The sequence below is a fragment of the Paenibacillus thalictri genome (genome assembly GCF_004307995.1).
In the GTDB taxonomy this organism is placed as follows: Bacteria; Bacillota; Bacilli; order Paenibacillales; family NBRC-103111; genus Paenibacillus_AF; species Paenibacillus_AF thalictri.
In genome coordinates this window covers 17,469-35,193 of record NZ_SIRE01000013.1, presented here as the reverse complement: position 1 = coordinate 35,193, position 17,725 = coordinate 17,469, and the positions used below count along the sequence as shown (strand labels likewise).

Annotated in this window: 18 protein-coding genes and 1 pseudogene; 1 reads left to right on the top strand and 18 read right to left on the bottom strand. The window is 49.1% G+C overall.

The window, feature by feature from the left end; genetic code table 11:
- The first annotated feature begins 341 nt into the window (after positions 1-341).
- Positions 342-1,304: a carbohydrate kinase family protein gene (locus EYB31_RS18830; protein ID WP_131014961.1), complete on the top strand. Its 963-nt coding sequence runs from the start codon at positions 342-344 to the stop codon at positions 1,302-1,304.
- 22 nt (positions 1,305-1,326) lie between these two features.
- On the opposite strand, the gene EYB31_RS18825 is transcribed toward EYB31_RS18830, so the two are convergent.
- The 18 genes and pseudogenes from EYB31_RS18825 to ald all read right to left on the bottom strand — a co-directional run bounded on the left by EYB31_RS18825 (position 1,327) and on the right by ald (position 17,722).
- Positions 1,327-2,007: a class I SAM-dependent methyltransferase gene (locus tag EYB31_RS18825; protein ID WP_131014960.1), complete on the bottom strand. Its 681-nt coding sequence runs from the start codon at positions 2,005-2,007 to the stop codon at positions 1,327-1,329.
- A gap of 90 nt (positions 2,008-2,097) precedes the next feature.
- The gene (locus EYB31_RS18820) at positions 2,098-2,811 is read right to left on the bottom strand and encodes a glycosyltransferase family protein (protein ID WP_165452482.1); all 714 of its coding nucleotides are present in this window, start codon (positions 2,809-2,811) and stop codon (positions 2,098-2,100) included.
- Positions 2,812-2,986: 175 nt separating this feature from the next.
- On the bottom strand, positions 2,987-4,105 hold the full coding sequence (locus EYB31_RS18815; protein ID WP_240762608.1) for a response regulator: 1,119 nt from the start codon (positions 4,103-4,105) through the stop codon (positions 2,987-2,989).
- On the bottom strand, positions 4,092-5,843 hold the full coding sequence (locus EYB31_RS18810; protein ID WP_165452481.1) for a sensor histidine kinase: 1,752 nt from the start codon (positions 5,841-5,843) through the stop codon (positions 4,092-4,094). The genes EYB31_RS18815 and EYB31_RS18810 overlap by 14 nt, the downstream gene beginning before the upstream one ends.
- Positions 5,844-6,108: 265 nt before the next feature.
- The gene (mdh, locus tag EYB31_RS18805) at positions 6,109-7,047 is read right to left on the bottom strand and encodes a malate dehydrogenase (protein WP_131014956.1); all 939 of its coding nucleotides are present in this window, start codon (positions 7,045-7,047) and stop codon (positions 6,109-6,111) included.
- Between the two features lie 17 nt (positions 7,048-7,064).
- A pseudogene (locus EYB31_RS18800) lies at positions 7,065-7,325 on the bottom strand (BMC domain-containing protein); the annotation flags it as partial.
- Between the two features lie 5 nt (positions 7,326-7,330).
- On the bottom strand, positions 7,331-7,603 hold the full coding sequence (locus tag EYB31_RS18795; protein ID WP_131014954.1) for a EutN/CcmL family microcompartment protein: 273 nt from the start codon (positions 7,601-7,603) through the stop codon (positions 7,331-7,333).
- Between the two features lie 12 nt (positions 7,604-7,615).
- Positions 7,616-8,332, bottom strand: a complete 717-nt coding sequence (locus EYB31_RS18790; protein WP_131014953.1) for a hypothetical protein — start codon at positions 8,330-8,332, stop codon at positions 7,616-7,618.
- A gap of 7 nt (positions 8,333-8,339) precedes the next feature.
- Positions 8,340-8,996 (bottom strand): phosphate propanoyltransferase, encoded by a 657-nt coding sequence (locus tag EYB31_RS18785; RefSeq protein WP_131014952.1) that lies wholly within the window; start codon positions 8,994-8,996, stop codon positions 8,340-8,342.
- Positions 8,997-9,041: 45 nt separating this feature from the next.
- Positions 9,042-9,335 carry an ethanolamine utilization microcompartment protein EutM gene (gene eutM, locus EYB31_RS18780; RefSeq protein WP_131014951.1) on the bottom strand — a complete coding sequence of 98 codons (294 nt, stop codon included), beginning with the start codon at positions 9,333-9,335 and terminating at the stop codon, positions 9,042-9,044.
- A gap of 12 nt (positions 9,336-9,347) precedes the next feature.
- Positions 9,348-10,895: an acetaldehyde dehydrogenase (acetylating) gene (locus EYB31_RS18775; RefSeq protein ID WP_131014950.1), complete on the bottom strand. Its 1,548-nt coding sequence runs from the start codon at positions 10,893-10,895 to the stop codon at positions 9,348-9,350.
- 57 nt (positions 10,896-10,952) lie between these two features.
- Complete coding sequence (gene eutL, locus EYB31_RS18770; RefSeq protein WP_131014949.1) at positions 10,953-11,603, bottom strand: ethanolamine utilization microcompartment protein EutL; 651 nt, start codon at positions 11,601-11,603, stop codon at positions 10,953-10,955.
- On the bottom strand, positions 11,587-12,675 hold the full coding sequence (gene eutC, locus EYB31_RS18765) for an ethanolamine ammonia-lyase subunit EutC (RefSeq protein ID WP_131014948.1): 1,089 nt from the start codon (positions 12,673-12,675) through the stop codon (positions 11,587-11,589). The genes eutL and eutC overlap by 17 nt, the downstream gene beginning before the upstream one ends.
- Positions 12,676-12,710: 35 nt before the next feature.
- Positions 12,711-14,075, bottom strand: a complete 1,365-nt coding sequence (locus EYB31_RS18760; RefSeq protein ID WP_131014947.1) for an ethanolamine ammonia-lyase subunit EutB — start codon at positions 14,073-14,075, stop codon at positions 12,711-12,713.
- 37 nt (positions 14,076-14,112) lie between these two features.
- A complete protein-coding gene (locus EYB31_RS18755) occupies positions 14,113-15,549 on the bottom strand; it encodes an ethanolamine ammonia-lyase reactivating factor EutA (RefSeq protein WP_170318253.1) in 1,437 nt (478 codons plus the stop codon).
- A gap of 132 nt (positions 15,550-15,681) precedes the next feature.
- Positions 15,682-16,191 (bottom strand): EutP/PduV family microcompartment system protein, encoded by a 510-nt coding sequence (locus tag EYB31_RS18750; RefSeq protein ID WP_131014945.1) that lies wholly within the window; start codon positions 16,189-16,191, stop codon positions 15,682-15,684.
- A 14-nt stretch (positions 16,192-16,205) separates the two neighbouring features.
- A complete protein-coding gene (gene eutS, locus EYB31_RS18745) occupies positions 16,206-16,547 on the bottom strand; it encodes an ethanolamine utilization microcompartment protein EutS (protein ID WP_131014944.1) in 342 nt (113 codons plus the stop codon).
- Positions 16,548-16,588: 41 nt separating this feature from the next.
- Positions 16,589-17,722 (bottom strand): alanine dehydrogenase, encoded by a 1,134-nt coding sequence (ald, locus tag EYB31_RS18740; protein WP_131014943.1) that lies wholly within the window; start codon positions 17,720-17,722, stop codon positions 16,589-16,591.
- Positions 17,723-17,725: the final 3 nt, after the last annotated feature.

Below are 17,725 nucleotides of genomic sequence, written 5' to 3'. Positions count from 1 at the left end.
CCTATTGTAGAGCAACCATTTCACTTTAGGAAGTACGCACTTTGCCGTGGGATAGTTACTTGGACGATACTTACCCGCGTTGTACACTGCGATCGCGTTAGAGCATTCTCAACATCAGGCGTCTGGCTACGAGGAAGATTCCGTTTTGAAGATTCAAAGACTCCCCGATCAAGGTTTCGGCCATTTCATTCGTTTCAGAAAGGAGCTCCCCCGCTTTATACGGAAGCAAACCTCAGAGCTATTGTGCCGTTGCAACTATAAAAAATAGTCCCTTGCTGATCTGTTAATCTTCGAATAAACTAATTTTAAAACAATCCCCTTTCCATATTAAGGAGATCATTATGACAAAAACAGTGTATGTAATAGGCGAACTAAACGTGGACCTCATTTTTTCGGGGGACGACATCGTGCCTGAACCGGACAAGGAAAAATTGGTTGAACAGTTTGAACTCACACTGGGTTCCTCTTCGGCTATTACCGCATGCCGCCTAGCGCAGCTGGGTCTTGATGTCAGGTTCGTATCGATTGTCGGTTGTGATCCATTCGGCGATTATTGTGTGGAGCGGCTGAATCATTTTGGGGTATCGACCAAGCACATCGTCAGAACGAAAAGCAAGAAGACAGGTGTTACCGTGTCTTTGTCCGACGCAAACGATCGGGCTTTGCTCACGTTCCTGGGGACCATTGCTATGGTCGATCAGGAGATTGTTCCGCTAGCAGAAATACTCGACGAAGCGGATCATGTGCACTTCGGTTCGTATTTCCTGCAGCGTGAAATGCGGGAACATTGGTATGCATTATTCCAGGCAGCCAAGGACCATGGTGTCTCGACCAGTTTCGATGTGGGGTGGGATCCTTCTGAGACGTGGGATCATGAATCAATCGGGAGGCTGACCGAAGTCGCTGATTTATTTATGCCAAACGAGACGGAATTGACGCATCTGTACCGTACCTCCGACTTAGAGCGGCTTTCTTCGCTGCTGCCGCACAGTCATGGGATGGTTGCCGTCAAACGGGGAAAACGCGGAGCATCCCTGCTGACTCCCGATCAGGGGCAGATTCATGCGGATCCGTTCCCAGTCAAGCCGCTTGACACCACGGGAGCCGGAGATTCATTTAATGCGGGACTTATTTTTGCATTTTTGAACGATTTCACATTGCTGGAAATGCTGCGGTTCGCCAATGTGTGCGGCGCAATTTCAACCGAAGCCCTTGGAGGTACCGGCGGGGAACTCAATGAGGAAATCGTCCGGGCGAAGATGGATGCGAACCCCGAACCTGGCGGGTTGACGGGCGATAGTTGAGATGCAGCTGCGGCTGCTCTCTTTAACGGAAATAACGAATTAACTTTTTCAGGGGAAATTTATGCGGTGTTAATAACCCCAGGCCAAACTGGTCATGAGATTGGTGAAAATCATATTTTATTGGGGATTGTTTCAGAAAGTCCTCTACCGCGGTTAATACGCCGTTGCGAGTGCCGCCTTCATAAACAGCATTATATGCATCAGAATTCAACCCATGTTCAGTGAGCTCTTTTACCCCTCGAGTCATCCCTTTCTTTGCATATGGTTTCCTGTACTTATCGGGGATCTGTTTCGGGTTGAAGTAAGCATCCCTGCGACCGTATGGCCATCCGGTATCGTGCAAAAAGATTAGCGGCCTTTTCCCGGACACAACCGCCAAGCTCTCGATGGCCTTTAATTCGTGGTAGACCGTGTACCAATTATGGTCCCCGTCGATTAAAATGGCGTCATAAGGATGCAATAAAGGCAATATTTGAAGGCTTATAGATTCATAAATCATTAAATGAGAACCATATGTTGCTCTGAATTTCTGCACGTCGAATAACGGAAGAGGGTCGATAACTTGCACTATCCCGCCCTTCTGCCGGCAGTAATTAAGCAGGTTTACTGTGTTTTTCCCGTTAAAAGCCCCGATCTCAACAATGCGTTTTGCACCGGATAATTCCAAAACAGGTTTAATCACTGATTCCCAAAAATAGTTCATTTTCAACTCTCCTCGTAGGGAATAGCGCCTTCTTTCCGGTAAACCCTTTGTAAAAACCGTCTTTTCTTCACTCTTCGCACAAATAGGCGCTTATTCAAATATCCACCGGATATCGTGCCGCTTGCGCAAATCTTCTGTTCTAGCGGCCATTTTACGATACTCTTGCTCCAATTCCGTTCTTGTGACAAAGTGCTGTTTGCCCCATCCTTTTTCCTTATCACTTTGGGGTATTCTTGTTTGAATAAACAGTTTTCGTCTAATCATTTCTTTATTCCAAGGACTAAATCTGAAATGAAGTGTATATGCGCCTGATAAATAAGCTTGATCTGGATTACGTGAGGTATGTCTGCCAGGTCCATATGCCCCATTCGAACATTTGTGGATAAACCGATCCCTAAAAAAAGATTCAAGCTGAACAATTCCATGATGTCTTTGCTTGACAAGCGGAATAGACGGACTAGGATCTTTATATATTGGGCGCAAAGGATCGATCATCGAAATGCCCGTCGTTCTATACATGGAATGGCCGTGTTTGTTCAAGCGGCTGAGGAAAGCGGCTTTATTCTGAACGCATAAAAACTCTGTAGTATTCAAAACCATTTTCCAACAGTTAAACTCTCGTTCAAAATCCATAATTTCGGCATCACAACCGCGGATATCAAAAACCTTGTTTCGAGATTTGCGAATTTCCCAGTTTGGAGCCATCTGACGGATTAACTTATTGGACGTATCTGTCGAACCGTAATCGATCATGACTCCATGGTCGAACAACTGGTAATGGTGCTTAAGCCACCATTTAAGCATGTACGCCTCATTGTAGTAATGGCAAAAAACGATCAGTTTAGATGGCACGAGAACCTTCTCCTTAGCTTGGACGGCTGTATATTTTACAATATATTCCCATGTGGAGTAAAGGATTGGGTGAATTTACATTGACTCGGCATCTATTTTTTATGCGTCCCACATACTCTCAGACCTGTTACGACCCGCATCGCGCTTGCGCATAGGCCTGCTCTATACGTGGCGAAGGCTGGAGTCCCAATTCCTCATACAGCAGCTGTCTATACCTCCCCTCATGTTCCAGCAGAGCCTTCTGGTCACCCACCGCCGCAAGCAACCGAATGAGCAGCAGATTCGCTTCCTCATCGAATTCATTGCGTGCCACCAATCGGACCGCAATCCGCAGCGCTTCTCTGTATTGTCCGCTGTCAGAAAGCCAGCCGGCAAGCAGTGCGGCAAACGAGACATAAACATTCGATAATCGTTCTTGCTCTGCAATCACCCATTCGAATGCGGTATCCTCAAACAGTCCGCCGGAAAATGCTTTCTCCAATTCGACCGCCGCTGCCGCATTGGTTGCGTCAATCACCTTTAGCTGCCCCAGCTCCTGCTCCCAGCGGATAAAATCGGCGTCGATCTGCTCCAGATCAAGCCGATATTTCTCTTGAGAGCAATGGATGACTTCCTTGAAGCCATGCTCCGCCAATACTTTTCGCAGCTGATACGCAGCCGTGCTCAGATAGGATTCGGCATTTGCGATCGACAGGTGCCCAAAGATATCTTCAATGATCCGGGCCTTATGTATCGGACGCCCGCGATGAATAAGCAAATAAGCGAATACTTCCTTGCTTTTTCTGGATATCCACTTCACTTCTCCTACCTTTTTACTGACGACATCCAGGCCGCCGATTCCTCTTACGCTCAGCCTTTCGATTTCGGCAACAATACCGCGGCTGACCGAAGCCAAACGTTTGGAGTCCGCTCTGGCAATCGTCTGGGCGAGCCGCTGTCTGGAGATCGGTTTAACCATATAATCCAGCGGGTACACATCATAAGCCTGCATCGAAAATTCCGTATGCGAGGTGGTGAAGACGATGTCCAGATTGGCATCCTTAGCACGCAAGCGGCGTGCCAACTCCAGCCCGCTGTCCCCATTAAGCTCGATATCCAGAAATGCCATGTCTACCTCGACATCGTCTATAAAAGCAAGCGCCTCCGCGGCCGTCTGAAAGCAGCTGACAAGCTTTACGCCATCAAGCCTGGATAACAGCATTCTCATCGCCAGCAGCATCGCCGGCTCATCATCAACCAGAATCACGTTCAAGCCGTTGACCTCCCTTCATTGTAAATTGAAATACACTTCCCTCCCCCTTGCGGCTTTCGGCCCGGAAGCTCCCGCCACTCCGCTCAATAAACAGGCGTGTGACAAACAAGCCAAGTCCTGCACCTTTCTCCCCTGCGGTACCCATCGCGGTACGCAACTGCTGATCCTCCAGCAGCATCCGAAGCCGCTCTGGATCGATGCCAATTCCATTGTCCCGCACGGAAATGAGCACATTGCCTTCTTCCGTCAAACCGGCATCCAGTTGAACTAAGCCACCCGGCTCAGTAAATTTAATCGCGTTGGACAACAAGTTGCGGATAATTAGCCCGATCGCCTCGCGGTCCGCATAGACCCACAGACCGTCAACAACGGTATGGGTGAGCCGCACTTGCTTGGTCTCGGCATGTATTCGCAGCAAATGCAGGCATTCCTCCATGATATCCGCCACGTTTAAGGACATCGGCCGAAGTCCCATCTCTTCCCGCTGACTGCGGAACCATTCCAGCACATTCGTCGACATACTGAGCGTATTGCGGATTTGACTGCCCAGTTGGGCCAAAATCTCCTGATGCTCGGGGCTAAACCGAGCCCGCTCCTCCTCCAGCAGCTCAACCAATTGATACTGCAGGGCAAGCGGTCCGCGGATATCGTGCGATACGATCGTAATCAACTGGTCCTTCAACTGGTTCAGGTCGGCAATCTGCTCCAGATGCCGCTGATGTTCGGTTCTGTCGATCAGCAGCGAAAGACTGCCTTGTTTCTCCTGGCCCATTGCCCGGATCGGGTACACATTCACTTGGTATACGCGGCGTTCTCCGTCCAGCCAAACCTCCGCCGAGACGCTGCCCTGCTGCATATTTCCACACAAGGCATGCCAATCCGGCCACTGCCAAAGCACCTCCGCGAGCCTTTTCCCGGTCAATTCGGCCATCCCCAATCGGGAGAACCACAAGGAAGCTTGCTTGTTGGCGTCGATGATCCGGCCGGCGGAATTGGCGATAACAATACTTTCTTGTATCGTGTCCAATGCGAAATTTCTGGCTAAGGGAACCAGCGAAAAAAGCTTGTATCGCAAAACAATGATCAGCATCAAGCTTCCGGAAAAGCTGCAATACACGGTCATCGGCAGCAGCCATGACGCCCATTGCGGGCTGACAAATTTCAAAATTTCGAGCACAAATAAGATAGAAGCCAGAGCCAGCACCCACAGACCCGGTTTCCGCAACTCGTTGTCGCTATTGCGTATGTATTGGGCCAGTAAATAGATGCAGCCGGCAATCAGCATGAAACACAACATCGAAAACGCCAGTGAATAACCCGTTCGGGTTATCAGCAAATAACCGTCCGCCTGCTCAACCGTGTGATAGATCAGATTCCAATCGGCAGGCAGCCACATCTGCACCGACCAGAGCACAAACGCCGTCAACAACGCCATTTTCCATCGCATGCGCAGCGGCCTGTCCCGGAATACCCATTCCAGGACAAATAAGATGATAAACGGCACCATCATATTCACCGCTGTCTGGTACACATTGCGAAAAAAAAGCTTCTCTGCCAACGTAGGCACACTTTTCTCTAGAATGACGCTGCATACATACACCAGGCGGCACGCCATCAATCCAAGCAGCCAGCGGATTCCGCGCTGCTTTCTAAAGCGGTAGACGAAGATAAACATGATGCTTATCAGGAAAAAAGAAGCGATCATGAGAAGGAACTCTGCAGTTTCATACATGGAACAAGGTCCTTTGGCTCTAGAATAAAAAGCAATCTCGACACTTCTATTGTAAACAAGAAAGGACGATCTTGCCATACTCCATCCAGCAGCTTACATCCCTTCACGCTCCTGCTTAGTATTTTTCAGTGATTTCCCTTACGTGTATATATTAATAAACTGCTCTGAAAGAAAAATGAAAGACAAAGAAACCGCTCCTTTCGTAAATACGGGGGTACTCCCCTTTTACTAAAGAACGGCCTCTTTTTTGTTTTACAATTTTTTATCAATTAATCATTTGCAACACGTCACGAACGGACTGGGCGGATTGATCAAGATCGGCTTGCTCTTTTTCCGTTAATTGCAATTCCAGTATTTTCTCGATACCTTCTCCGCCAATGATCGTTGGAACGCCCAGGTATATAGAGCGATAGCCATACTCCCCTTCCAAATAGGCAATGGCAGGCAACAGGCGCTTCTTGTCTTTAATAATGGCTTCCGCCATTTGAACCAGAGAAGCTGCAGGCGCATAATAAGCGCTGCCGTTTCCAAGCAGGTTTACGATTTCACCGCCCCCCTTACGTGTCCGCTCTACAATCGCGTCAATACGTTTACCAGTGATTAGTTTATCTATTGGAATGCCGCCAACGCTCGAATACCGGACAAGCGGGACCATATCGTCCCCGTGGCCGCCAAGCACAAATCCCGTAACGTCTTCTACAGATACGTTTAATTCCTGGGCAACAAATGTGTTAAAGCGGGCCGTATCCAAAACTCCGGATTGGCCGATGACGCGATTTTTCGGGAAACCGGTCGTTTTGTAACATACATACGTCATGGCATCTACCGGATTGCTTAATATCAGGATATAGCTGTTTGGCGCATACTTGGCTACATGTTCGGAAACACCTCTCATGATGCCTGCATTGGTAGCGACCAAATCATCGCGGTTCATTCCAAGCTTACGGGCCATACCCGCCGTAATAATGACCAGATCCGCATCCTGAATATCCTCATAATTGGATGTACCTGTGATCGCGGCGTTAAACCCTTGCACGGGCCCGGCCTCGAGTATATCCAAAGCTTTACCTTTTGTGGGGTTCTCCAAGCTCGGGATATCGACCAGCACCACGTCGCCGAGCTCTTTTTGCGCCAGCATCAGCGCAGCCGTAGCGCCGGTAAATCCAGCGCCAATGACGGCAATTTTCTTCCTTTTAAATGCCATACAGACTAGCCCCTCCCCAGAATCGTATGAATCCCGTCATCAGGTCTGGGAATCAGATGCGCCGCAACCAGTACCCCGACTCGTTTGGCGGCTTCTTTCCCTGCATCCAGTGCGGCTTGCACGGCTCCGACATCACCTTCGACAAGAATTACTACAAGACCGGCGTCAACTTGCTCTTGTTTAATAAGTTTTACATCGGCAGATTTAATCATGGCATCGGCTACTTCTACGGAAGCGATAAACCCTCTCGTTTCAATCATACCTAACGCTTTGGACAATCCGATCACCTGCTTTCCACATCTATAGAGTCGACAATGCCGATAATGACGGCATCAATGGGCAGCTCTTTATCCTTAATCACAAATCGGGCCGAGCTGCCTTGGGTAACCATCACTTTATCCCCGATACCTGCACCGATTCGATCCAAAGCGACAAAAGGAACATCAATCGGTGACCCGGTAGGCCCTTGCGGTTGAACAAATAAAAATTTCAGTCCGGTCAAATCATCTTCTTTCCGCGTTGCCCATACATTCCCGATTACAGTGCCAACTTGCATGGCTTCACCACCTCATGATTCTTGGACAAGAATCGTTACCCCTTTGTCTCTTGCGGTATCACGTGCTAATGGGGTCACGAGAGTCGACCGGGAAACAACAATAGTGCCGACATCGCTAACCCTTACATCTTCCTGGGTCAGTACTTTTTGCTCAAAATACAACGTCTTCCCGCTTTGGGTGTTATCATGATCGGTCCGGTCGCCGCCAATAGGGGCAATTTGCAAATCGGACAAGCCGGCAAATGCGGCTCCAAAAGAAGCAAGAATGTCTTTATGTTTGCGAATATGCTGTCTATAACGTCTGGCGGGCTCCGGAAGATCATCGTCCGTACCCTCGGGCCGAAGTATCCACTCCAATGAATGGGTAAGCACCAACGTCACCGGTATGCCGTTGTGCAAAACAGCTGCCAACAGCTCGTTTGGTGCTGAGCCGATGAATCCTAGTGCTCCCCGGACCAATATATCCTGGTTAACATCCAGCATAACCACATGCTTGATATCGCTAATCGCGGATACAAGATCAGGCGAGCGAAATGGCATCCGAATAACATGCCAACCGGCCTCCAGAGCCGCTGCAATTTGCTTGACTTCATCTTGCTCACGGTTTTCGTCATAAACGATCAGCAATTTTGATTTCCGATAGACAAGTTCAGATTTCGCCGCTTGCAAACTTTGGATAACTTCTCTCACGATATGTTCAATGACGGCTTTATCGATGGATAATGTCATGAAATGATCAACCCTTTGAAACCGCTGATTTTATTAATGTTCCGGTATCTCCGGTTGTAAGAAACGCGGCATTTGCTTCATCCGTATCTATGTGCATCTCCAGCTTATAACGTTCGGAAATACGAATAAGCACGTTTTCGAATGTTACCGGTCTTGGGCCCTTTGTTTGCACGCTAACCATCTCGCCATGCACGACCCCGTAACCTGCTGCGTCTTGAGGGGTCATATGGATATGGCTCTGAGCGACAATTAACCCTTCGGCAACATAAACGCTGCCCTTAGGACCAACTATTGTCACGGGAGAAGCACCTTGGATATCTCCCGATTCCCGGAGAGGCGGATGAAGTCCGAGCTTAACGGAGTCGGTCCGGCTTACCTCTACTTGTGTCGCTCCACGTACGGGCCCGAGTATTCTGATCCGCTCAATACTCCCCTTTGGTCCGGCGATCAGCACCGTTTCATTTGCGGCAAATTGACCGGGTTGGGATAAATCCGCCTTTTTCGTCAGCTCGTATCCGGCGCCAAATAACACCGCCAAATGTTCTTTCGACAAATGCGCATGCCGTGCGGATACGCCGATCGGTACGGCAGGATTTATGTTATCTTTCTGATTGAGCTGAAGCACCACTTCATCAACAATCGACTGTATCATTTGCGGGTCCATGATTCGCACACCTCACTTTCCAGTCGCTGAATCTTGCAGCAGCTTTTACTTTTCCAGCTCAAACTTAGGCAAAATGCTTTCCAGCTCATTGTGCGGACGAGCGATGACATGAACGGATAAAAGCTCGCCAACGCGCTGCGCCGCAGCGGCTCCTGCGTCCGTAGCCGCCTTCACTGCGCCGACATCTCCGCGAACAAGCACCGTTACAAGTCCGCCGCCAACATGAACCTTGCCGACCAGATGGACATTTGCCGCTTTTACCATTGCGTCCGCCGCTTCAATAGAAGCAACCAGGCCTTTTGTTTCAATCATTCCCAATGCTGTAAGTTCTCTTGTCATTGTAAATTCCTCCTAAAGTTTTATGGGGTTTATTTGTGAAATCACTTGATTTACTAACTGGATGACCGTTTCCTTATCGATATTGCCTGCTGCTCCAACCTTGGCTAAAACTTGGCCCACCACTTCTTCAATCCGCTCTTCTTCCGTGTTGCCTGCCGCAGGCTTCGAATTTGCCGAAACTTTCGCAGTACCCGATTTAGGGACATCGAGATGTTTGATGCCATAAGCAAGACGTTTCACATTCATCAAATGATGAACCGTTACATTATCGGAGGTTATATTGCCGCCAAACGAACCGCAACCTAACGTAAAGGAAGGCTGGAGTCCGGTCGTTCCACCGACGGCGCCAAGAGCGGACGGCGTATTCACGACAATCCTTGAAACCGGCATTCGTAATGCAAAAGTACGGGCGACTTCATCATTTGTCGTATGAATAGCTAAGGTGTGCCCCCTGCCGCCTAAATCCAACAGACGTTCACAGATGTCCGCGGCTTCCACTGAATCGTCAACCGTGTAAAAAGCAAAAACCGGAGCCAGCTTTTCGATTGAAAAAGGAATCTCTTTCCCGATACGGGTTTCTTCAGCAATCAGTAAGCGGGTATCGGCAGGTACCGTAATGCCGGCCATTTCTGCAATCACCCGCGCACTTCGGCCTACGATCTTAGGGTTGAGTTTACCGGGCGCCGGCGAAATGACAGGTTCCAGCTTCTTCTTCTCCTCCGCGTTCAAGAAATAAGCGCCTTGGTTCTTAAACTCGCGAACGGCCATCTCACGGATGTTCCGATCCACAATAACGGCTTGTTCGGAAGCGCAAATCGTCCCGTTATCAAATGTTTTGCTGTCAACAATCCGCTGAACCGCTTTGGATATTTCGGCGGTTTTCTCAATGTATACCGGCACATTCCCCGGTCCCACACCATAAGCCGGTTTACCCGAGCTGTAGGCAGCTCTGACCAAAGGACCGCCTCCTGTTGCCAAAATCAGATTAACGTCTTTATGCTTCATCAAACCTTCCGTCGCTTCCATTGTCGGCTGCGGAATCCAGCCGATGATTCCTTCAGGAGCTCCCGCGGCAACAGCTGCTTGCAGGCAAATGTTTGCGGCTTCGACCGTACATTGGGCTGCGGAAGGGTGAGGGCTAAATACAATCGCGTTGCGCGCTTTCAGTGCAATCAAGCTTTTGAAAATCGCTGTGGAGGTTGGGTTGGTTGTAGGCACAATCCCTGCGATCACGCCAAAAGGAGCGGCCACCTCTACCATATTCTTATCTTTATGTTCGTTGATGACGCCAACCGTTTTTTGGTCGCAAATGGATTGATACACATCCCGTGACGCTACTTGATTTTTAATCACCTTGTGTTCGGCAACGCCTAGTCCTGTTTCTTCGACGGCGAGGGAAGCAAGCGTATATGACTTCTCATAAGCCGCATCCGCCATCGCTTTTACGATGCGGTCCACTTCATCTTGCGAGAAAGCTTGGAACTTTGCTTGGGCTTCTTTTGCTTTCTTAACGGCATCTCTCATGTCCTGAACGGATTGTAAGTCTTTATCCAGCTGCATCCTTTGATTGCTCCTTTCTTCTGGTATTCAAAACATCTTCCTAGGTAGGTACCACTCCTAATACGCGACAGGCTGTTTGGCAATTCCGATAATGCTTTCCCGAAAAGCATCCGCTGCAGCGCGGCAAGCCGATTGCGTACCTGTAAGTAATCCGCCGCCGAAATTCGTCTCCGAAGGCGGGCAAAACAACTTGACAAGCCGCACATCCGCCGCCTTTAATGCGGCATCGAGGCCGTACATAGCCTCCAGAGGCGGAGCGATTAAATAAGCGAGCGGCTCTCCTTCCTCAATGCCGGCCAATCGGGAAAGATAACTGCCCGTTCTTGCTACGACATGCGCATACAAGGCGTGGGTACGGTCCGCATTCAGCGCTTCGAAAAACGCGTCATATTGAATCGTATGTTCGATCGCTTCGATCCCGCTTCTGACCTCGTCGGGGTTGGGCCCGGCGATAATGCCGATGAATTCGCCCGATAATGGACCGGATGCATGACTCGCGCCGGCATAGAAGGAACGAGCATAAACAACTTCCACTTCCGCTCTCTTGGTCCCTTCGTCAAGCGCCGTATACCCGATATCGTCAATCGTCGTTGTAAGCATTCCTATGCTTCGAAAACCGGGTTTTAATCCATACTGCGCAGCTAACGACTCATCTACGTTCGGAATTATACGGACAGCCAGCACTTCAGCTTTAATTCTGTCCAGCATCGCTGACCGACGCCTCCTTCTGCACAAGTGAGATGCCACTTGCTTTGTATTTGACCATTTTTTCAACGACGCTGCCTAAATAAGCTCCTGCTTCAACAGGAGGGATACCTCCCGAATGAATATTGGAAATAACCATTCGTTCTGCTTCAATTGTTCCTTTTCTCGGTTTATAGCACATATAAGCACTTAATGATTCGGCGCTTAACAAGCCTGGCCGTTCTCCTATAAGAAATACGATAACTTCCGGACGCAGCAGTTCTCCGACTTCATCCATAACCGCAACCCGGCCCTTTTGAATATAAAAGGGAGTACCGTACCTCAGTCCCAAACTTTTTAAAGATTGCTGAAGGGATAAGAGCACATCCTCCGCATTTTTTTCAATCGCTTGGGCACTGAGTCCGTTGGAGACGATAATCTGTACTTGGGGTTCCATCTCGCAACGGTTGGAGATGGTTTGTATGGCTTCATCCGACAGCCGCCTGCCAAGGTCCGGACGGCGAATATACTCTTCTTTATCCGAGACGCGAGTTTCAACCGTAAATAAATCTAAGCTTTTCAGCAATTCCGGCGATACTTCCCCATATACGGCATCAACCGCTGCAGCATGGTCAAGCCGAAACTTTAACCAAACCTCCGTTTTCGGCCGCAGCCCGGCTCTGCCGATTCCGATCCTGGCAGGCGTTTTACGGACGAGATGCAACAGCTCTTCCTTATTATGCGGCTCGTCTATGCCCAAACGTGTCTGTAATTCCGGCAAAACTTCATCATGCTGATTCACCAATGATTCCTTCTCCTCTGAAGGTTCGGGAAACGTCCGGTGATCCCAAATGTTCACCTTTCCCCCCTGATCTCTCTGTAACTTTTGAGGGGAAAGGATGGGTGGCAATGCTGTCTGAACAAGCGGGTATGACTCTCTTGACTCAGGGGCGCTTTGCAAGTGATTCCATACCTTTACCATGCCATCCGCTTGTTTGGGCGTTTCCTTGCTGGGGGCAGCCGCAGAAACGTCTTGGCGGGAATTGATTTTCTCCAGAATAATCGTTGTAATTGTTTCAATCAGCCCTTCGTTCATGTTCATTCACCTCCCGAACCGATCGTGAGATTAGGCTATCGCGTAAAGAGGCTAGGATCCCCGGCCCTTCTGCTTAACTTGCCCTGTTCCATAATCCCCATTTTCTCCAACCAGGCTTCAAATACAGGGGCCGGTCTGCGATACATCGTTTGCCGCAGCGTTGCTACATCGTGATAACTCATCGATTGGTAATTCAGCATACAGTCGTCCCCCATCGGAGTCGCAATAATAAAGTTGACGCCCGCCGCGGTTAACAAAACCCCTAAGTCTTCGATATCGTTCTGATCCGCTTTGATATGGTTGGTATAACAAATGTCTACCCCCATGGAAATCCCATGCAGCTTGCCCATAAAATGATCTTCAAGACCGGCGCGGATCACTTGCTTGTTGTCGTACAAATATTCAGGGCCGATAAATCCAACGACAGTGTTTAATATATAAGGGTTATAACGCCGAGCAAATCCGTAATTACGCGACTCCATAGTCAGCTGATCAATGCCGTAATGAGCTTCTGCCGATAACTCCGACCCTTGCCCGGTTTCAAAATATAACCGCTCAGGGCCTGTTCCCGTCCCCAGCGTTCTGGCCATATCATCGGCCTCATCCAGCAATGCCGCTGTGATGCCAAATGAGCGGTTCGCCGCTTCCGTTCCTGCGATGCTTTGAAAAATCATATCCGCGGGAGCACCTTGTTCAATGGCTTTCATCTGTGTAATGACATGGGCCAATACACAGTTTTGCGTCGGTATTTCCCAAGTGTTCATAAAATCATGTGTGGCATGCAGCAGCCGCTTCACACTCTCGACAGAATCATCGACCGGATTGATGCCAATCACCGCATCACCCATGCCATACGACAAGCCTTCTTTTAAAGAAGCGATCATTCCTTCTACCTGATCGGTAGGGTGGTTGGGTTGAAGCCGGGAAGCAAGTACCCCTTTGTGCCCGATGGCTATATTGCATTTGGTTATGACTTCTATTTTATTGGCGCAATGAATCAGATCGAGATTGGACATCAATTTGGTCACTGCCGCTATCATTTCACTTGTCAGCCCTCTGCTGATGCGTTTTAAATCTTCTCCTGTCGTACGATCATCAAGAATGTATTCCCGCAATTCAGATACGGACCAGCCCTGCACTTGCTTGTAGACGGGACCATTAACTTGTTCCTCAATGATACGGGATACTTCATCTTCTTCTGCAGGGAGCAGCGGATGATCGCGAATATCGCTCAGCAACAACGCGCCAATCACTTGCTTGGCTGCAATGCGTTCTTGCACCGTTTCAGCCGCAAGTCCGGCAAGTCTATCGCCTGATTTTTCTTCGTTTGCTTTGGCGAATACTTCTTTCAGGTTTTTAAATTGATAAACTTGACCCATGAGCAAGGTCTTCAGAATCATCGGCCAACCATCCTTTCTCTAAAAGTAAACTCTCATTTCATGAATGAAAGGCAAGTGTCTTTACAACGACAGGCACAACTTCGCTTTGCAGTTTGCTCCCAATATCCAAATAATCGCCATGTTCGACGAGAACTTGATCGATACATACGATGTCGCGTCCCGGGTTCATGGCCTGCAGAGTTTGACCTAAAACTTTGGCCATATCATTGGCCAGCACCACCACCAATGGTTCAAGTTGATTCGGCTGCAACCGGTACGATTCAAGCAGCCATCCGGCCAACTGCTGTACTTCACGAAATCGCAGCGCCGTCAATCCCGTAATATAAAGCGCAAAGTTAATCCCTTCCCGCTGGGGGTCATAAGTGCGCAACGCCTGTTCCATCGCCTGATGAACGATTTGTTTGCCGCTTGGAAGACGATCGTGCAGCTCCAGGTGATATACAGGCAGGTTTTTGACGGGTAGACGGGAGCCTTCGGCATGAATGGTCGCACCGCTAATTTCCGACGTGTGCATGCCGGCTCCAAGCACTGTCGCTCTGACCGTTTCTACCGGAGTAATCCATTTCCACCGCTTCAGACCAGCACTTTGCCGTAACGATTCGGCCAACATGAAACCGATATCCTCATAAACGGCATTTTGCGCTTGTTCCGAATGGGTCTCCAACCCGTACATACATTCGCTAACTCCGCCCGAAAACATAATTTCATCGATAGGGATCCCCCAATCGGGCGGATGCCCCAGCAGGAGTACCTGGTCTGGTCCACCGGCTTCTCCTCCGAGAATACGAACTAACGTTCGAATCATCACACGAATAATTTCCTTTATTACGTCATGAATATCGTCCAAATGCACAGGATCACCGGTGGAAAGAGAATGGCCTAATTGGGCAAGCAGATTCTGCATAGGTGGTGATATCGCTTTAATTCTCGCTTTTTCCAGCTCAATTAATTTGCCGCCTATGTGCAGGGTACACGTTCCTTTGAGGTAGCCGGATTGGTAAACAGCAATATTCGCCGTTCCTCCCCCGATATCGATATTGGCGACCGTCTTGCCCGTTTGTTTGGAATATTGGTACGCTCCGGATCCTTTTGCCGCAATGATTGCTTCCAAATCCGGGCCCGCCGTCGCAACCAGAAATTCACCCGCTTCTGCAGCAAGAATGTGAATCATTTGCTCCGCATTGAGCTTGGTAGCGGCTTCGCCGGTAATGATGACGGCCCCCGTCCTGATATCCTGCGGCTTAATGCCGGCTTTGGCGTATTCTTTCCTGACGATACTTTGCACCGCTTCCATATCAATCAGCATAGGAGCACGTAAAGGCGTCCGGTAAACCGGGCTTTTATAAAAAACTTGTTTGCCGATGATCTCGATCCGCGGCACATGGCTGGCGCCAGCCGTATTCATTAGCGAAAACCGGCTTAATATGAGTTTGGTCGTACTGGTGCCAATATCGATGCCCGCGCTTAGGATCATTTCCGCTTCTTGACGCTGCTGCAAGTCATCACCTCCCCGAAGAAAAAAAAGCCTTTAACACTATCTAAAGTGAGATAGTATTAGAGGCGTTTTTGCCTTTTCACCATCAACCGGCGCTCTTTATCCCGAGCCTTACATGTTTTCATGATAAGACACATGATTTTCTTCCGATTGCGTGCAGTACGCCTTCATGGCTTCAAATGTCGCGCATTGGACCAGTTCTTGAATTTCCTTGATCCCTTGCCCCGTTAACGATGAAGAAATAACAAGCGCCCCCTTCGGAATGGCCTGTCTTAACTGGTTTAATGCCCGTTCTATATTCGCATGATCCGCATCGGCTTTGGTTACAACGCCGATGGGCAGTTTGGTAAAACCGGTGGCGAACCCCGGCGGGAAAATCGTCTTCGGGTTTGTTGCATCCTGGATAAATACGATATGGGTAACTTCAAGCATAGTGGCCATCAGACTTTTGTAAAAAAAAGGATTCTCCGTATATTCACCAGGGGTATCGACAATCCAGTCGGTATAAACTAAAGTTTGGGTTTTGACGGCATCGGCCTTGCGGCCAAGCAAAACATTGGTCATCGTTGATTTTCCGGCGCCAATCGACCCGATGATCATAACGCGGTGATTGGTGTTCATGGCATGCACTTCCTCTACGACTTCGTGATACGTGATGATGTGTATCCAAGCTGTGCGGAAAGAAAAACATTGATTTGCTGCATCGCCATTTCGACTTCGGATACACTGCCTACCAACACAAGACTTCCGGTAAAGCGGTCGAGAAACCCAATCGAAACGTTCGCCGCTTTGGTCGCCAGATCGGCGGCAATAATAACCGTTTCACTCGGTGTCAAAGTTAGAATGCCGATAGAACCCGCCTGCGTAATACCCAGTTTGTTAAACAAATCGTCATCGGGGTTGGCGATTAAATGACTTAAGGTGACCTGTTTGCCGGGTACGAATTCCTGTATAAACCTCTTTTTCTCTTCTTGCACCGCAGTTCATCCCCTTTCAAGAAAAAAAGAAGCCCCCAACGTTAAACGTGAACGTCTTGATTGGTTAAAAAGGAATCCATAGGCACATAAGCATAGCCATGTGCTTCGGCAACCGCTTTGTACACCACTTTGCCGTCCATTACGTTCATTCCCTTGGCCAGCGCTTTATTTTCTAATGCCGCCTGTTTATATCCTTTGTTGGCAATTTGAATGCCATAAGGAATCGTCACATTCGTTAAGGCGATAGCCGATGTTCTTGCCACAGCCCCAGGCATGTTTGCTACGGCATAATGGACAACCCCGTGTTTTACATACGTAGGTTCACTATGTGTTGTGATGCGGTCGATGGTTTCGATTGAGCCGCCTTGATCGATCGCTACATCCACGATGACGGAACCAGGCTGCATCGATTTTACCATCTCTTCCGTAACCAGACGGGGAGCGCGCGCACCGGGAATCAGAACCGCTCCCACAAGCAAGTCCGCTTTTTTCACGGTGACGGCAATGTTATAACTGTTGGACATCAATGTTTTTAGACGGCCTTGGAACTGATCGTCAAGCTGGCGAAGCCGGTCTGCGTTAATGTCAAGCAAGGTCACGCTGGCACCCAGACCAAGCGCCATTTTGGCCGCGTTGGCCCCTACGATGCCGCCGCCGACAACGACAACTTCAGCCGGTGCAACTCCCGGTACTCCGCCAAGGAGAACACCTTTTCCGCCTCTGGATTTTTCCAAAAATTGAGCGCCGATTTGAATGGACATTCTCCCCGCGACTTCGCTCATAGGCATCAACAAAGGAAGTGTGCCATTATCCAGTTGAATGGTTTCATAAGCGATGGCAACGACCTTATTGTCCACAAGAGCTTTTGTTAATTCCGGTTCCGGCGCAAGATGGAGATAGGTATACAGAATGAGGCCTTCGCGGAAATAACCATATTCTTCGGGCAGCGGCTCTTTTACTTTAATTACCATATCGGCAGACCAAGCCATCTTCGCGGAAGATACGATCTTTGCGCCGGCTTCCGTATAATCTTGATCGGTAAAACCGCTGCCTGAACCGGCACCGGTCTCGATCCATACTTCATGGCCATGATTCAGAAATGCGGTTACGCCCGCAGGAGTCATGCCTACTCTGTTTTCGTTATTTTTGACCTCTTTTGGAACCCCGATCATCATTTC

Excerpts from the sequence above, each read along its gene's own strand:
- EYB31_RS18785 (WP_131014952.1), bottom strand. The coding sequence starts at position 8,996 with ATGGACCCGCAAATGATACAGTCGATTGTTGATGAAGTGGTGCTTCAG.
- ald (WP_131014943.1), bottom strand. The coding sequence starts at position 17,722 with ATGATGATCGGGGTTCCAAAAGAGGTCAAAAATAACGAAAACAGAGTA.
- eutC (WP_131014948.1), bottom strand. The coding sequence starts at position 12,675 with ATGAACGAAGGGCTGATTGAAACAATTACAACGATTATTCTGGAGAAA.
- EYB31_RS18825 (WP_131014960.1), bottom strand. The coding sequence starts at position 2,007 with ATGAACTATTTTTGGGAATCAGTGATTAAACCTGTTTTGGAATTATCC.
- EYB31_RS18760 (WP_131014947.1), bottom strand. The coding sequence starts at position 14,075 with ATGATTCTGAAGACCTTGCTCATGGGTCAAGTTTATCAATTTAAAAAC.
- EYB31_RS18755 (WP_170318253.1), bottom strand. The coding sequence starts at position 15,549 with ATGATCCTAAGCGCGGGCATCGATATTGGCACCAGTACGACCAAACTC.
- EYB31_RS18790 (WP_131014953.1), bottom strand. The coding sequence starts at position 8,332 with ATGACATTATCCATCGATAAAGCCGTCATTGAACATATCGTGAGAGAA.
- mdh (WP_131014956.1), bottom strand. The coding sequence starts at position 7,047 with ATGGCATTTAAAAGGAAGAAAATTGCCGTCATTGGCGCTGGATTTACC.
- eutL (WP_131014949.1), bottom strand. The coding sequence starts at position 11,603 with ATGCTGGACAGAATTAAAGCTGAAGTGCTGGCTGTCCGTATAATTCCG.
- EYB31_RS18775 (WP_131014950.1), bottom strand. The coding sequence starts at position 10,895 with ATGCAGCTGGATAAAGACTTACAATCCGTTCAGGACATGAGAGATGCC.
- EYB31_RS18810 (WP_165452481.1), bottom strand. The coding sequence starts at position 5,843 with ATGTATGAAACTGCAGAGTTCCTTCTCATGATCGCTTCTTTTTTCCTG.
- eutM (WP_131014951.1), bottom strand. The coding sequence starts at position 9,335 with ATGACAAGAGAACTTACAGCATTGGGAATGATTGAAACAAAAGGCCTG.
- EYB31_RS18795 (WP_131014954.1), bottom strand. The coding sequence starts at position 7,603 with ATGCAAGTTGGCACTGTAATCGGGAATGTATGGGCAACGCGGAAAGAA.
- EYB31_RS18830 (WP_131014961.1), top strand. The coding sequence starts at position 342 with ATGACAAAAACAGTGTATGTAATAGGCGAACTAAACGTGGACCTCATT.
- EYB31_RS18750 (WP_131014945.1), bottom strand. The coding sequence starts at position 16,191 with ATGAACACCAATCACCGCGTTATGATCATCGGGTCGATTGGCGCCGGA.
- EYB31_RS18820 (WP_165452482.1), bottom strand. The coding sequence starts at position 2,811 with ATGCTTAAATGGTGGCTTAAGCACCATTACCAGTTGTTCGACCATGGA.